This window comes from Chitinophaga sp. Cy-1792 (genome assembly GCF_011752935.1).
Taxonomy (GTDB): Bacteria; Bacteroidota; Bacteroidia; order Chitinophagales; family Chitinophagaceae; genus Chitinophaga.
The window spans coordinates 878044-894495 of the sequence record NZ_VWWO01000003.1 but is presented as its reverse complement, the minus strand read 5'-3'; the positions used below and the strand labels follow the sequence as shown (position 1 = coordinate 894495).

The window sequence follows — 16452 nt, the reverse complement described above, 5'->3', positions numbered from 1 at the left end:
TAAAAATGATAGATAGATCCAGCTGGACCAAGTTTCAATTATCCAGTCTGATTTTGGGGTCTGCTTTAAACAGAAACTTTGTATAGCATATACGTATTTTTAGTAACCAGGGTTTTGGACCAGGTTAGGGTCTCTTATTATGTCATTATTTGGGAATGGCAACACCGCCGCCTCTTTTCTCCAGGTGCCTCCCTTAGCAGTGGTCACGGTACTCATCACAGCATCAATGGTATTGGTTCGTTTCAGGTCTATCCACCTGGCGCCAAATTCAGTGAATAGTTCCCTTCTCCGCTCTGTTAAAATTTCGGCAATCAGACTGTCTTTAGATTGTATCACCACCGGCAGCAGACCAGCTCTTTGCCGGATTCTATTAAGATCATTCAACCCGGAATCTAATTTATTCTGTTGTGCCCTGGCTTCCGCCCTTATCAAAAATTGCTCACCCAAGCGAAATACGGTTCGATATTCAGTTGTAGGTGCAGCTATTTTATAACTTTGATATTTAAAAGGGCAGTAGTATATTTTTCCTCCATTGGTAACTGGTCTGATCCACGTTGATAAACGCTGATCTGTATTGGAGAACAGATTCACAACATAGGAAGAAAGCGAAACAGGATGATTATTGTCAGGAACAGTCAGAATATTAAATGTAAATCCTTCATCAGTGTTATACGAATTAGAGACGGTCTGGAGCTGCCAAACTGCTTCATTGCTATTCTTTAGAAATACACTTTTTAGCGGGACTAATGAAAACATAGCGTTATTGATTGTTGCTGTAGCAGTTTGCTCTGCATTAACCCAATCATTTTGCAATAAGTATACTCTTGCCAATAAGGCATTCGCCACACTTTTCGTTGGCCGAACCCGCTCTGTAGTAGTTTTAAGTAGTGATACGTCTAGGAAGTTATCATTCAGATCCTGGCTAGCCAACATCAAATCACTGACTAAATTCTTCAGAATCGTCTGTTTGTCAGTTTTGGCAATGATCTTATTCACCGCATAATCAATTGAAGTAGTATAAGGTACATCCCCATATATATTAATTAAATAATAATACATCAGCGATCTCAAAAACAAGGCTTCACCTATTACCTGACTTTTTACAGCCGGAGTTAAGTCTTTTCCATAATTATTAATGCCGTCAATTATCGTATTACAGCGATATATGTATTTATAGCAACCAGTTGTATATCCTACCCCAATCTGTTGACCAAGCGCGTTTGAATAGTAAGCAGAGTATACTGTATTGGATGTTATTCCTAACGTTAATTCATCCGACAGCATGCCTAAGAAAAAGGAGGTAGCGGCCAAGTTCCCTTCCGTTTTTATGTTCTCTCTTGCCAGGTCTGCCAATATTCCTGTACTAACTGAGATGGTACTTGCATCGTTAGAATAAACATTCCCTGTGCTAATACTCGTAACCGGCACAGGAACATCTACCAACTTTGAACACGCGTTTAGGCCCATTATAAAACATAATAGTATATACGGTCTACCAAATATAATGATGTGTCGATTGCGGCAATTGAAATGCTTCATCATGAATTTATCGAGTTTTGAATTCAACATACTATTGTCTGACAAGTGCGTGAACTTATAATCCTACCTTAACGCCAAATGTAACCGTTCGTAACAGCGGTAGAGCTCCATTATTATTAACCTCAGGATCTGAACCACTATAAGGAGAAAATGTCAACAAATTCTGACCATAAACAAAAACAGACAGGTTGCTTAAATGCAAACGTTGCAGCACTGGTTTCTGAAACTGATAAGTGATAGCAATATTCTTTAACCGCAGAAAAGAAGCACTTTCAATTCCGCCAGTAGAATTACTTAAATTCCCAAATCCATCAAACCCATCAAAATTCGCAAGTGGCTTTTGCCATGTTGCATCATCACCCGGTTTTTTCCAATAGTCTTTGTATCTGGCTGACATATTGAACGGACCATATCCGAAATAACCAAATAAGGAACCTTTTGGCCCTTGCTGTTTAACATACATCCAAAACATGTCAATGGAAAATCCTTTATAGGAAAATGTATTACTCCAGCCGGCAGTAAAGGTAGGAACTGTATTATAGTAAGCATTCATCGTATCTGGATCACTGACAATTTTATGTTGTTTATCATAAAACTGATAAATGCCGGTAGCTGGGTCAACACCTGCATAGGTATATAATTTTTGACTGGTAATTGGCTTTCCTATTATATAAGTTCCTTGATAGCCAGAATTAGAAAAGTTTGCGAAACGTACTAATTCATTCTTTGGTATGGTTGCATTCAATGAAGATGTCCAATTCACCTTTCCTAATTTCACATTATTACCGGTCAGCAAAAATTCAAATCCACTATTCCGGACTGTTGCTGGCAAATTCATGGCAATCCCGCCATAACCAGAAAATGAGGGCTGTTGAGAAAAAAGTAATTGATTCGATGATTCATTTCTGTAATAATTGACATCCAGTAACAAATGATCCTTGAAAACCCCAAGGGTAATTCCCGTATTCAATTTCTTTGTTGACTCCCATTGTAAATCTTTGTTCGCCAAGCCACTGATTTGATAAGTTGAAATACCCTGATAAGGTATTGGGGAGACATAAGAAGGTGTATAAAGGGCAATGTACTGATAATCACCTATTTGATCATTTCCAGTAGTACCATAACTTAGCTTCAATTTCCCAAAGCTCAAAAAGCCGATATTACGTTTGATGAATGTATTTTCTGAAAATATCCACGCGCCAGCAGCAGATGCAAAATTATGCATTTGGTTACCAGGACCAAACCTGGAAGAAGCATCTCTTCGTGCAGTAAGTGTCAAGACATAGGTTTCGTTATAATTCCAATTTAAGCGGCCAAATAACGCCGCATATTTATACAGGTATTTAAGAAATGGGCCATAAGTAAGGGTGGAGGCCGCCAAGGGATTCTCCATCACCTGATCATTTACGTAACCGTATCCTTGCATACCAGAAGTTTGTGTATTCGATCTTTGAATGCTGCCGCCAACAAGTGCCTCCATCCTGGATTTTCCATGATTAAATAAATAGCTGGCTTGCGGTTCCCAAATCCAGGATTTCATGTAATTATTACCATACTGAGCCTGTCTGGCATATTGCCCAGCAGATTTTTGGAGCTCTGGTGTATTTGACTTAAACGGAAAATATCCAAACTGATCTCCGGTCAAATAAGTAAATCCAAGCGAGGATGTGATCTTAAGATTTTTTACAATTTCATATCCCACCTGCAGGTTATTCATCAAATTAATGGTATTACTCCTTGTATATTGTAACAGCAATGCTGCCGGATTATTGAATGGGTTTATCCAAGTGCTGTTCCCATTGGGGTCTGGCGCCCAATTAATATCACCACTTTGGGTATATAAGGGGGGGGCATTCGGGGCAATAGTCAATGCGGGACCAACCAGATTAGTAGTAGGTAGCTTAGAATAATTATAGACTTCATTCCCAGAGAAAACCAGGCGGAACTTACTATTCGATGAAGTTTGGGTAATACTAAAATGAAGCGCTCCCATGGTGTTATTAAAATCGCCTGGAAAAACGGTAGTTTCTTTTCTATAGGTACCGGATAATAAAAAGCGCGTTAAGTCCTTGCCACCAGATACTGACCCAGCAATATCTGTTATGGTAGCCTGATTCCCCATCAATACATTCTGCCAATTTGTATTGGCCGTCGAATCCCATAACAACAAATCAGGAGCAAGTATCATATCAGGTACAGTACCAGGGGCATTTTCATAAGCAGTCCGCCGCATCTGCAAATAATCCGGTGTACTGAGTACCGGGACACGCCCAGTTACATGGCCAGTACCCACCTGTGCTCTTAAATCCACAGCGGTTCTTCCGGCAGCAGCACTTTTAGTGGTGATCAAAATAGCGCCGTTTGCAGCCCTTGATCCATAAATACTGGTAGCATCCGCATCTTTCAGGACTTCTATTCGTGCGATATCCTCCGGATTGATAAATGCTAGCGGGCTTGGTGGAGGTGCTGTAGTGGTTGGGTTCCAGTTATCACCTAAAATACCACCAAATGCAACAAAATTACTACCTATAAAGGGTACGCCATCGACTACATAAAAAGGATCACTGCCCTTAATAATACTATTCTGCCCCTGAATCCGGACCTTCATTCCATCACCAGGAACTCCGGAGGATGGTTGAATATAGATGCCCGGCACCCTTCCCTGTAAGGCCAATAATGGATTATTAACAGGCTGGGTTTCAATATCGTGTGAAGAAATCGATGAAATATTACCTGTATTGAATCTTTTCGACGTTCTACCATACGCCAATACCACGGCTTCATCCAGGTTATTCGTAGATTTATCCAGGGTAACCAAAAGATAGGGCTCTGCCAATACTGCCTTGTTTACAAACCCCATACAGCGCACTTCCAGCCTGGTATGATTTGCCACATTCTTCAATATAAACTGTCCTAGTGCATTAGTAGTGGTTCCATTTTTTGTCCCTGTCACTATTATTGTGGCCCCTGGAATAGGGGCTCCGCTTGAATCTACTACTTTTCCTTGCATATTATTGGCTGTATCTATATGCATAGTTAAGTAAACGTTGTAATCATAGGTATGAACAGATGCACCTGCAGGAGAAAAGTAGAAAAGCAGGATCCATCCCAATATTAGTATAGTTATATATCTCATGTTGGAAATTCTAGCTGGTGAAACCAATTAGGATCATTATCTATATAATGAGAAGGGATGATAATAATAGGGATACTAAAAATCTATTTTAGTTAACGGTTCATTAACGGGACCATTATTGGAACCTAACTGGCAGCATTTTATCCTGGATCAATGCTGGATCAGACTCAATTCAGCAGGTAGTTAGAAATAATCAAGGTAAACAAGCAATCTTATCAGTAACACTAACGGTAATGGACATTGTAAAATTAATACGAAGTGCACAACGAATCTGAAAACTTTGTCATGATCGGCATGCCAAGTGTAAAATAATTAATTGACAAAATATTCAGGAAACGGTACTTCTGCCTCGATAAGGCGATCAATAATAAAATAAAACTCTTTATCTACATTTAGATAAAGAGTACAACTTTTCATTTTATTTTATGCTTTCCAATCTATTTATTGCATCCAATCGGGCATGGCCTCATCTTTTAAATAATAATTAAAATAGGACTTTAATCTATAGCTAAAATCGATCGCCTTCTCCCCAAATATCCCATGGTTTCCTTCCAGATATTCAATAAGCCATACGTTTTTTTTGAAATATCGCAATGCATTAAAATAAGCAATGGCAGTTTCTATAGAGCATACATCGTCGTACTTAGTATGCATTATCAGCAATGGTGTATTACAATCCTTCACATGAAAATAGGAGGAATTTTGAATATACTTATCTAAACCCTTCCATAGATCAGTTCTCATACGGCCCTGACCGTAAAGAAAATAAGGAGCCAAACCTATTCCATTATTGCTGACTTCTCCATAACTAGTAACAAAATTACTAAATGCTGAAGCCGCATTTGCAGCCCGAATTCCATCGAAATGAGTTACAATATAGTTCACCTCCGTCCCTCCCCAACTGCACCCTTGTAATCCAATCCTTTCAGGATCAATCCATCTGTTTTTTTTAAGTGCATTTAATGCTGGCACAAAAGAAGCCAGCACCCCCGGCATAGGATCCCCCTCTTTAGCTGTAACATCAGGCAGAAATACGGCATAACCGGAATGTAAATAATCAAAGACGTTCAAAGTACAACCGTTATCAAGATAAGCTGGTTCCTGATTAATGAACAGATTATCGGCAAGTTTCTCATAGATCTTTATCACTACAGGATATTTTTTAGTCGTATCCAGGTTGGGAGGAATAAATAATGCACCATAGGACGTAGTACTGTCATTAATTTGCCAACTTAACAATTTTGTCTCATAGCGATTCTCCTGCTGTTCTGGAAAAACATCTGACACTAACTCAAAATGCTTAAAGTCTGATGTATAATATATGTTAGTAGAACTATTAGGGGCAGTTTTGAACACTAAATACTCATTTCTGTCAGCCGCTTTCCAAAAAGCCTTATTATGGGCACCATCAATAGCAAGATTGCCATCACATTGAAAAAAGCATTGCCCCAGGTAAAGTATCTGAGGTTCTTTGCCATCCAATCCAGCTGCAACAAAACCATTCTCTTTCGTGTCAGTTTTGAAAGCATTCAATATCCACTTATCAGCTATCCTGGCTCCTATCTTAGCTCCGTTGGCAGCCTGAAAGGTCAATACAATTTTATTTCTCCGGCCAAAACCATTTGTGATACAGCGAGCAGCATCCCTCCCCGTAATATCTATTCTCCAGATATCAAACTTATCATATATCCACACTATATTCCCATTACTATCCGGATCCCAGGCGGCAACCCCTCGTACTACATTTCTAAAGTCATTTAAATATGGGGTTCCCCAATCAACATTTGAAGGCGTAATTACTCTGGTGCATTCCAACCACCTATCATAAGCCACATAGGCCTTAATTGAATCAACATAACCTATTCTATAGCGTTTATTCGGAGACTCATTCAAATCACCAAATGTTCTCATTTGGGCTATTTTTTGCTTGGTAAACAATGAATCGGAGACAACTCCGGATGAAAGATTAGCATAAACTAAGCGCGCCTTTTCAGCAGTATCATTTTGTGTATCCTGAGCAGACAAATCAGAAAAAATAACCGAGTTTTCTATTGTATTTAAAGGTAATAATGCATTATTACTTATCGTATAGCCAACACCATTTCGGTAATCAGCCAGGATAAAAATATCTTTCGCATTGGTATTTTTACTAACCTGTGTTTGATTACCTCTGCCATATATCTTCAATTTAGCACCAATACCATCTTTCTTCTCGACAGGAAGCTTAGTCATAGAAAGTTTGACAATACCTCTATCAGTATTCAATTGACTATTCTGATCAGCAACAATTGACACATTGCTAATTATCATGCTATCAATTGGAACATGTAACTTAACGGCATTAAACGTATTCTCTTCAAATCTCCATATAGCAATAGCGCTATCTAAGACCCCTAAATTGGACACATTCTTTATATCTCTATTCAGCGTATTTATAACAAGGGCTTTATCATTTTGCACATATCCAAGTGGTCGAACGTTTCCCGGTTTCATATTAATACTTATCTCCGTAGACTTCAAGTTAGCATCTATACATCTAAGCGTAGTACCACCTCTATTTGAGTAGGCAACAATAATCTTATTTGTATTAGAAGACGAAACCCAATAAGTATCTGGTATATCCAGTATCACTTTTCCATTAAGTGTATAGATAGAAAAATGCATTGATTCCCCTACCTCCTTTGACAGGACACCTACTAAGTACTTATCTAAAGATTTAATCAAATAAAATAAAACAACATTCGTTAATTCAACTGGTTTCTGACGATCTGTATATTGCATTCCATTTTGTACAAAAATCAACCTCCCATCATCTGTCTGCACTAAACTATACTTGCTATCACCAGTAATTTTAACATTAGTCGACGAATGATTCAAGTCATACTTCCAAGGCGACTTAACTGATTTCACAAAAACAGTTTCCTTCGTATCGGATTTAGTTTCCATCTCTATACCATAAACTACATATTTCCCATCAGGCGAGTAGTCATACACCCTAGATATTTTCTTCCAACTTTCTATCGCTGTTTCTATTTGCGCATGAGTTGTTCTGACAATAAATATTAAACTCGCAATTAGGACAATTATAAACTTTCTTAGGAACATTAAGTCGATAAATTTATATGAATGAATATTTTTGACGCCATCTACAACACATAACAATACCGTTTTAAATTTGCAACTGGCCAATAAGAGGAATTTAGGGAAAACGTTTATTGCCTCATGGCACTAAACACAATTTCCACCTGAATATACAATTCAGGAGTCTCAACAAACATAAATTCAGACATACACCTCCTTGATGCTGCCACAACAACATCCATTATTTCCTTCTAAAAGTAAGGAATTTAGTCGCATATAAAAGTTATGCAACGGTTAATACGACAGAAAAACATTACGAAAAAAATAGATATACCTTGCCCAAACGATTAAATCATGTAATAACCTCTCCCTAAATGTCACTGGCCTCTATAAATTTGAAAAGTTAAATAAATCTTAGGCGTAGTCAGTTACCCTAATGGTAGGACAAGTAGTATTAAGTGGTTGTGTCGCCATAGTAGTAATAAAGAATTTATCCGGTTCGGTTGCAGTTGTGATTTCAAGTTGCTGCAGAGTTTTCACTCTACAAAAATTATTAACATCATCAATAGAAGTCATATAGAAAATCTTAATTCCTTTTGCTTTAGATGCGATTGCAAAGGAAGCAGCAGCAAGTAATAACAGCGTTGCGAGAGCGAATTTAGCTTGTTTCATAATGATTTTTTTAAAGGCTTAATTAAGAGGAAAGTTCTTACAACTCAAAATGATATGACCAAGACAGAAAACATTTGAGAAAAGATCACTTCTCCTTACCCAAACTTTGAGATCATTTCATTTTACCTCCGAAAAACCACTGGCTTACCAAAGTAGAAGCCGCCATAAATGGCGGCTTCTCTTAATCATAAAAATTTTTTAAAACTTTTATGCAGATGTTGTTACTCTGATGGTAGGGCAAGTAGCTTGTGCAGATTGTGTTGACAGAGTAAGAATTGTAAACTGACCAGGTACTGTAGCAGTAGTAAGTGTCAGATTCAGAGTAGTTTTCACACTGCAAAAACTATTAGCATCAGTAGAAGCTTTGTAGAAAACTTTAGGAGTTTTTGCTTTAGATGCAATTGCAAATGAAGCAACAGCTAATACTGCCAGAGATGCGAGAGCGAATTTTGCTTGTTTCATAATGATTATGCTTTTGTAAAAAAAGCTAAATTAAGATGTAACTTCCTATGATGTTATAGCACTACCTGAAACCATAGGAAATACTTTCCAGGTAGCTTATCCGGATAATTTTAAACTTATTTTTGTCAGAATATGGCACACCTACCTTGGCGACTTTCATCCTTACTACAATTATACCTCATTAAAAAACTATAGACACCAGTTGAACCATTCATTAGACCCATCGTTGTATCTACAATAAATGCCGTCTTCCAAAATCTATAATCCACTTTAAAAGAACTTAAGCTCAATAGAGTAGCTGCAATCCAAGATGCCCTGTGTTTCCACACCTTATCACCCAACACCGTTGCGGCCTCCAGATATAAATGACCAAGACCAGACATCCCTCTTAACCCATAATCATTCAGAATAATGTGATCAGGAATCTTTGTAAGTATTTCATTCAACAGATCGTCATATTGGGGATCAGCGCACTCTTTTTTATACATTAGCAATGCCAACACAAAACCCAACTCCCGACCAAGTGTATTGATTTGATCCCGATCAAACTGCCTCTTTTTGCTTAGGACTTTTTTAATAAAGATGGGGGTATAATACGATAGTATACTATCAATGGATAACCTTACTTTTTCATCTTTATAAACCGCATAATAAGCCAGCAGGAAGGTAAGGATGCCAGCAATTCCATTATCCATACTAAAGACGACATCGTTGGCTTCGTCCTTAGAAAATATGGTTAAACGGCCATGCTCATCCTGTATAGCCAGTACTGCGTCTAAAATCTGCTGCAACAAGCTGTTATAAGATGGATCATTTATCGCGTTTAAAGAGAAAATCAATGAATATCCCATCCCAGACAAACCAGTAGCAAAACTATAATTAGTGGGAAGGAAAGAGTAGCACTTTTTCATAGCAGGAACCACCAATGATCTCATGTCATCCAGCAAACCGCAAGCTAGCCCATCAGCCAAACACAACCCTACGCCTGCAGTACCTTCATAAAATCCAGGATACTTATTTGTCCATCGATCCACTCCATTTACCATATACTCCAGGTTGCTGTTATAAACCACACTCTCGCGGTTAATGATCATTTCACCCGAACGGGCAAGCCGGTACGCCAGGAGCAATGGACCGGATACTCCTATGGTCAACCAGGGATAAAGGACAAATTCATGTCTGAATGAACTCGACATCAGGTCACCGGTTTCCACAAGACCAAACCATCTTCCATTTTCCTCCAGGTTTAGCTTCGATTCATAAAAATTTCTGCATTGTTGCGCCAGGTCTTTTGAAGATATCGGTATCTTGACTTCACTCGATTGGGGTATGTTCGCATTTGACTTATATTTTTTTAATATTGTTGATAGTTGTATTGCTACTTCGGCAATACCCGGCCGCTCATTCCGATCCTGATTACAACAACTGCTTATCAATGTTGCGATCTCTCTATCGTTAGACAAGTGCAATGCCCGTTGATATAACTCTGCATGGTTCAACGCGTCTATAATCATTGGATGAATTCCCACCAAAGAGAAGAAAACAAGTGCCCCCAGGCTGAATATATCTTCCGAATAATCACCAATATCGTAGCGGTCTGGCGCGGTGTATCCCGGTGTGTAACCAGAGTTAGCTGGATTGGGGTATCCCTCCAACACATTCACCGCTAATTCAAAGTCGATCACTTTAATCCCACCCGTATATTCAACTATAAAATTAACAGGTGATATATCCCGATGAGCATATCCTGCTTCATGTATACGTTTTATATTATCAATAATACCAGCAATCAATTCCAGTATATATAACTGATCTTTATGAGACAAATAACACCAGGTCGTGTTTTTCAACGTATTTCGAATTACCACGTCAAAACTCAACCCGTTTATTTGCTCAAGCAATAAGTAGAATCTTTCGTTCTCCATGAAGGTGTCCACCACTTTCGGAACCGAGGCTTTTGAATGAAGTACCTGTAGTACATCCGCTTCAAACGCCAACCTTGCACAAACATCCCTACCAGCGTTATCTAAAAACATATTTTTCTTTCCCTCTTTAACAAAAACCCTTTCACGACTAAAAAAACCGGTAGGATAAGTACCTATAAACGTTCTCCCTTTAATCCCATCTCTGATCAACTTTCTAATTTTGATATTCCTAGGTGGAATATTAGTTTTTCGTTTTTTGTCAATAGGACTGATATGTTTAAATGGCCATATTTTTTTTATGGGTTTAACTTGCGGCCTATCCATTCCCGCATAGACATTGGAGCTTAGTTTTTCAGCCGTCGGTATATCTATGCCCCTGATGCCATTTGTAGTCAACACCACTTCTTCCGCAATAGCACCAATATCTGCCCCCCTTGATACCGTAATACAAAAAACCTTACCCAGCTTTTCAAATCCGGCGTTACCATTCAATAATCCAATCAACTCATCACTATTCCCTGGAATTTCAATCGCTAGCTCATCATTCCGCTTCCGAAACAGGTCTATCATAATGTCGAGTACTGTCTCAAAATCTTCTATAACAGCTGATACAAATAGTACCCACTCATGCGGAAGGGCTACATTCCCGATTTTCATTACTCCGCCCGATTGAATAAATGGTATGTTGTTGTTAATTAAACGATAAGTATAATCTACCATAAACTGTAACTACGGCTATTTTTTGGTTCGTCAACGTTACTAAGGTAGCTACTACAAAATGTATTGAAACCGCAGTGCAACAAAAATTCCGAAAAAAAGAACATTTATTATCCATGAAAATCTGCCGCAGCCTCTTTTCATATATTAAATGAAAGTTGACAAACCATGAGCATTATACCGATACTATTTTCCTTTCTATTTTTTCAGCAGGATCATGTCACTGATACTGTACACATTAACGGAAGGATTATAGAAAGCGCCAACGAATCACCGGTTCAGGGAGCCAATATCCAGGCAACAGTAAAAGATGGTATTATTGCAACGGTCAGTACCGACAAGAAAGGTGTTTTCAGTTTTAACACCACCGCAAGAGGAACATTGCAACTAACTATTACACATATAGGATTTAAACCAACTTCCATTACCGTTCCGGTAAATGGCAATTCCAGGACTATCAATATTGGTGACATCGCATTAAAAAACGATGAAATAAAACTGCAGGAAGTTAAGATAATAGGAACGCCACCGGCCGTTAGTATCAATAAAGACACCATCTCTTTTAACACCGGATCTATTCCCTTAGAAAAAAATGCTTACCTGATTGACTTATTCAGGAAAATACCTGGCCTCACCATTGATGCGGATGGAAAAATGAAATATTATGGAGAAGATATTGAGGGAATTAATTTAAATGGCATGTTATTTTACGGTAAAAATGCGGGCATCGCTGCTAATAACCTCAGTGCAGATTTGATCAGTAAGATACAAATTATCAGTACAGATGACAGGTTTATCAGTGAAAACGGAAACAAGCCCAAAACAAAAGTCCTCAACCTGATCACCAAAAACAAAGAAAAAAAAACCTTATCAGGTACCACCTCCTTATCCATGGGTTCCGGAAATACCTATAATATCAAAGGGGCTGGTTTCAGTATCAATCCCAATGCGATTTATTCCATCATAGCCAATTACTCTAATATGAATGGATATCCGGATAACAGGCCTGCCAACAATACACCTGTAACATCCGGACAATTCATACTACAATCCAGCTTCAGAAATAAATCCGGATCAAAATTTTCAGTGGATTTCCAAAGAACCAATACAACGGCAAAGATTAGTACGATTTCCGCTCAGCAATCCTTTCTGAACAACACAGATACATTAATCACCAATCAAAACTCCTACAGTACCAATACCAATACTAATAATTTTATCAATTCCATTGCTGAAATCAGACTCGACTCCACCAAATCGCTTAAAAACAAACTACAATTCAGTAATAACAATGGCTCCTCTACAGCAAATTTCACCGTGGACAATTTTACCAGTAACAAATATAGTTTTTCAAATAGTCACTCCTATAACACCACCTATAGTAATAAATTCAGGGATGAGTTACAATTCAGCAAAAATCTTATCAAACTTAAATCCACCCTGACAGCCAACTTTAGCTTTGACGTCCTGGTGGGGAATAATAATTCGAGTAACGAATCTATACTTACTTATTCAAGTGGTGATTCAACCAATCAATCCAATACAAATCGCCAATATGTAGGTAATTTTAAAAACACGACCTATTATCCTTTACTGGAATTACGCACTCAGATCAATAAAGACATAACCCTGCTTATATCACCCCGGCTCCAGTATGAACAATCCAACAATAGCAGATCCGGTTATGATTTCGATTCATTAACTTCCAAATATCAGGAAAACGATAGTTTAAAAAATGGTTATCAATACAGGAATACAAATTATGGTGCCTTTTTAAACCTGAATATTGAAAAAGAAAAGGTAAGCATCTATTTAAGCTCGTTTTTTTTTGGGCGAAACCAACTCATTACAGATGAAGTAATGGGTACAGAAACAAGTACCAGGTATCGTACCGCACAGCCTTCCTTGACTGCTAAATACTCATTTACCCCCTATCGGTTTATTAATATTGAATACCAAACTGATTTACTACTACCCAACCCTGATCAGCTGATCACTATTATTGATTATTCAAACCCCAGCGTACTGACCATAGGCAACCCAAACTTGCAGGCAATGCAAAAAGCAATCATTAATATGCGTTACAGCACGTACAAACAAAATGGCAGTTACATTGACGTAGCCATCGGGATCGTCCCCAACAATAAAAAAATCATCTATAGCCAGTATTTTGATGAATTGGGCAGGCGAATCCAGCAACCTGTAAACATTAATGGAGGGAATTCCACCAATGTCTCCATTGACAAAAAATGGATACTTCCGGCCAGTCGATTGTCATTTAATGCTAATAGCAGCATTTCGCTGGTAAATGACATTTCTTCCTATCAAAATGAACTACAAAAATCTTTCAACAAATCCATCAGTTTGTCTGGAGGATTAGAATATTCCACCACAAAGAATTTCATTTTAAGATTCAACAATAATATAGGGCTCACCGGTATTAACTATAACACTGCCAATGCCAATAACATCCATATTTTCAGTTATGGTTTACAGGCAAATGCAGGCGTTAGCATCCTCCCTTCGCTCAGATTCAATACAGATATCCAATACCGGTTTTTATCAAGTAACAATAGCCTGCTTAGTCAAAATCAATTATTGGCTACCGCTACTATCTCCAAATACTTTTTTGATAACCGCCTGACCTGCCATATTGATGCCTACGATATATTCAGGCAGGGCAATGCCATCTCCGCATCCGTCAATAATGGCTCGGTGGTGTATTCTTCCAACCAGGCATTACCTAATACATTTATGATCGGGCTGAGCTGGCGGTTCAATAAAAAATAAAAAACAGGCACCCGGAATGCCGGATGCCTGTCAAAACATGCGCCTGATAGATTTCTCATAGCATAATGCCATCTTTATCTGCTCCGGACGGCAAATGGAATTGGACTCGTAGGAAAAATTTCATGTTAGTCTCTTATAATTTCTACTTCTGTTCTCCTGTTTACCTCATGCTCCGCATCGGTGCATTTCACGCCTTTCTTACAGTGGTTCAGCAGATTGGTATCGCCACGGCCGGCGGAGCTGATCCTGCTTTTGGCAATGCCATGTGCTATCAAATACTGCACCGCTGATGCAGCACGCTTTTTAGACAACTGCAGGTTGTAGGCCGAACTACCACGGCTATCCGTATATGCAACCAGCCTCACTACCAGTCGTGGATGCGCTCTCAGGATATCTGCCAAAGAATCCAATACCAGGGCTGCATCCGGCCTTATATTCCATTTATCATAATCATAATTCAGGTTCTGCAGGATGAACTTAGTACCTGCTTTCAGTGGCCTTTCAGGACAGATCAGCTTATTCAGCGTTTCTCCGTCCCTCATGCCACGTGTATTGAACTCTACTGAATCTCTTCTTGCTCCCCCCGGCTCCAGGATCCTTACCACATAATCCGTTTCTTTCTCCAGCGTCAGGGTAATATCCCTGTCAGGATCTCCCAGGAAACACCAGCCCATATTGCGCTGCCTGTTATAGATATAGATGCAGGCACCACGCAACGGAGGACATACCTTACCTATGAAAGGGATTACCAATGCCGGAGGTACCATTGGTTCACGAATGATTTGCAAAGTATTATAGGAATAGATATCGTCGCTACCCATACCACCAGGCCTGTTAGAGGCGAAATATCCGCTACCATCTTCATAATCATTCAAATAAAAATCATCTCCGGCAGAATTAAACGGATAACGCAGGTTCTGCGGTGCAGACCACTGGCCTTTACTGCCGCTACTGCGGAACATATCAAAGCCACCCATACCTGCCCAGCCTGTACTGCTGAAATACAGCGTACCATCGGGGCCTATGGTCGGAAACTCTTCATCGTCGGGGGTATTAATGCCCGGGCCGCAGTTAACTGGTGTGCCCCATTTGCCATCAGACTGTTTCTCACTGTACCAGATATCGGTGCCTCCTTGTCCGCCGGGCATATCCGACACGAAATACAGCACGTTTTCGTCTTTACTCAGGGCTGCATGGCCCAGGGAATAGGCATCCGGCTTGTTGTACTGGAAAGGCTGCGGGTCGCTCCATTTATTGGCGTTATCGCGGTGGGAGGTATATAACTCCAGGCGCCTGTAACCATATTTGATCCTTGGCCTGGTATTCGATTTTTCAGAGGGCATTTTCTTGTCCGGGAAAGTAAACGTCACATAAGCGGTGGTAAAGGATTTATCGAAAGCCGCCGGCCCTACGTGGTACCGCGATTTATTAAAGGCGGGAGAAAAGTCTTCCAGGTAAACACCGCCATGGTCGGAGGTATCGGCCAGGTAAAGGTTATAGTAAGGCCTGTTCGTACGGCCGTAATCGTTCCTGTTGAATTTACTGCCTGGTTTGAGCTTATCTTTCATCAGGGTATCAGACATAAACACCACACCACCCGGATAGCGTACCGCGCCCCAGTCGGAATGCGAGGAGTTCAGCCGGGTAACATTATAGATGCCGGGGTTCAGCGGGTTTTGCATCCAGATCTTCGCAGAGTCGCAACCGGCTATTCTTGTCTGTACACCTTTTGCATTGGGATTGGATTGTGCATACTGCGAATAGGCTGCTTTGGCTTCATCATAGCGGCCCATGCTTTTCAAGGCATCGGCGTAGTAGAGGCGGGATTCCGGCGGGGCATCACTACGGGTAAGCAGGGTGCTGTACCATTGTGCTGCATCCGGGTAATCATCCATCTGGCGGTAGCAGTCCGCCAGCTTCACCAGCATGATGGTAGGGGTTTTATCTTTTTTCTTGGCTGCTATACGTTTATACATCGAAGCTGCATGTGCATAATCATACTGATCATACAGTATATCGGCCTGCGTCCGCAAAGGTTGTTGTTCCTGTGCGGCGGCCGTTTCTACAGTAGCTAGTAGCAAGAGTATAACTGAAATTCTTCTCATAGATCTTGATTAAGATGTCATGCAC

8 protein-coding genes are annotated in these 16452 nt (G+C 39.7%); 1 reads left to right on the top strand and 7 read right to left on the bottom strand.

Going from position 1 to position 16452, the window contains the following annotated elements:
* Positions 1-99: 99 nt before the first annotated feature.
* The 6 genes from F3J22_RS28940 to F3J22_RS28915 form a co-directional block, all read right to left on the bottom strand.
* The gene (locus F3J22_RS28940) at positions 100-1443 is read right to left on the bottom strand and encodes a RagB/SusD family nutrient uptake outer membrane protein (RefSeq protein WP_167021456.1); all 1344 of its coding nucleotides are present in this window, start codon (positions 1441-1443) and stop codon (positions 100-102) included.
* A gap of 151 nt (positions 1444-1594) precedes the next feature.
* On the bottom strand, positions 1595-4651 hold the full coding sequence (locus F3J22_RS28935) for a SusC/RagA family TonB-linked outer membrane protein (protein WP_167021455.1): 3057 nt from the start codon (positions 4649-4651) through the stop codon (positions 1595-1597).
* A 465-nt stretch (positions 4652-5116) separates the two neighbouring features.
* Complete coding sequence (locus F3J22_RS28930) at positions 5117-7780, bottom strand: S9 family peptidase (protein ID WP_167021454.1); 2664 nt, start codon at positions 7778-7780, stop codon at positions 5117-5119.
* A gap of 390 nt (positions 7781-8170) precedes the next feature.
* Entirely contained in the window at positions 8171-8428 is a 258-nt protein-coding gene (locus F3J22_RS28925; RefSeq protein ID WP_167021453.1) for a hypothetical protein, read from the bottom strand.
* 207 nt (positions 8429-8635) lie between these two features.
* Complete coding sequence (locus tag F3J22_RS28920; RefSeq protein WP_167021452.1) at positions 8636-8890, bottom strand: hypothetical protein; 255 nt, start codon at positions 8888-8890, stop codon at positions 8636-8638.
* Positions 8891-9015: 125 nt separating this feature from the next.
* On the bottom strand, positions 9016-11535 hold the full coding sequence (locus F3J22_RS28915) for a lanthionine synthetase LanC family protein (protein ID WP_167021451.1): 2520 nt from the start codon (positions 11533-11535) through the stop codon (positions 9016-9018).
* 165 nt (positions 11536-11700) lie between these two features.
* Between F3J22_RS28915 and F3J22_RS28910 the strand changes: the two genes are divergently transcribed.
* A complete protein-coding gene (locus tag F3J22_RS28910; protein WP_167021450.1) occupies positions 11701-14322 on the top strand; it encodes an outer membrane beta-barrel protein in 2622 nt (873 codons plus the stop codon).
* Positions 14323-14447: 125 nt separating this feature from the next.
* On the opposite strand, the gene F3J22_RS28905 is transcribed toward F3J22_RS28910, so the two are convergent.
* On the bottom strand, positions 14448-16427 hold the full coding sequence (locus F3J22_RS28905) for an OmpA family protein (RefSeq protein ID WP_167021449.1): 1980 nt from the start codon (positions 16425-16427) through the stop codon (positions 14448-14450).
* Positions 16428-16452 lie beyond the last annotated feature (25 nt).

What these genes read in the sequence shown, in the direction of transcription:
- F3J22_RS28925 (WP_167021453.1), bottom strand. Translation starts at nt 8,428, where the DNA reads ATGAAACAAGCTAAATTCGCTCTCGCAACGCTGTTATTACTTGCTGCT.
- F3J22_RS28915 (WP_167021451.1), bottom strand. Translation starts at nt 11,535, where the DNA reads ATGGTAGATTATACTTATCGTTTAATTAACAACAACATACCATTTATT.
- F3J22_RS28920 (WP_167021452.1), bottom strand. Translation starts at nt 8,890, where the DNA reads ATGAAACAAGCAAAATTCGCTCTCGCATCTCTGGCAGTATTAGCTGTT.
- F3J22_RS28930 (WP_167021454.1), bottom strand. Translation starts at nt 7,780, where the DNA reads ATGTTCCTAAGAAAGTTTATAATTGTCCTAATTGCGAGTTTAATATTT.
- F3J22_RS28910 (WP_167021450.1), top strand. Translation starts at nt 11,701, where the DNA reads ATGAGCATTATACCGATACTATTTTCCTTTCTATTTTTTCAGCAGGAT.
- F3J22_RS28905 (WP_167021449.1), bottom strand. Translation starts at nt 16,427, where the DNA reads ATGAGAAGAATTTCAGTTATACTCTTGCTACTAGCTACTGTAGAAACG.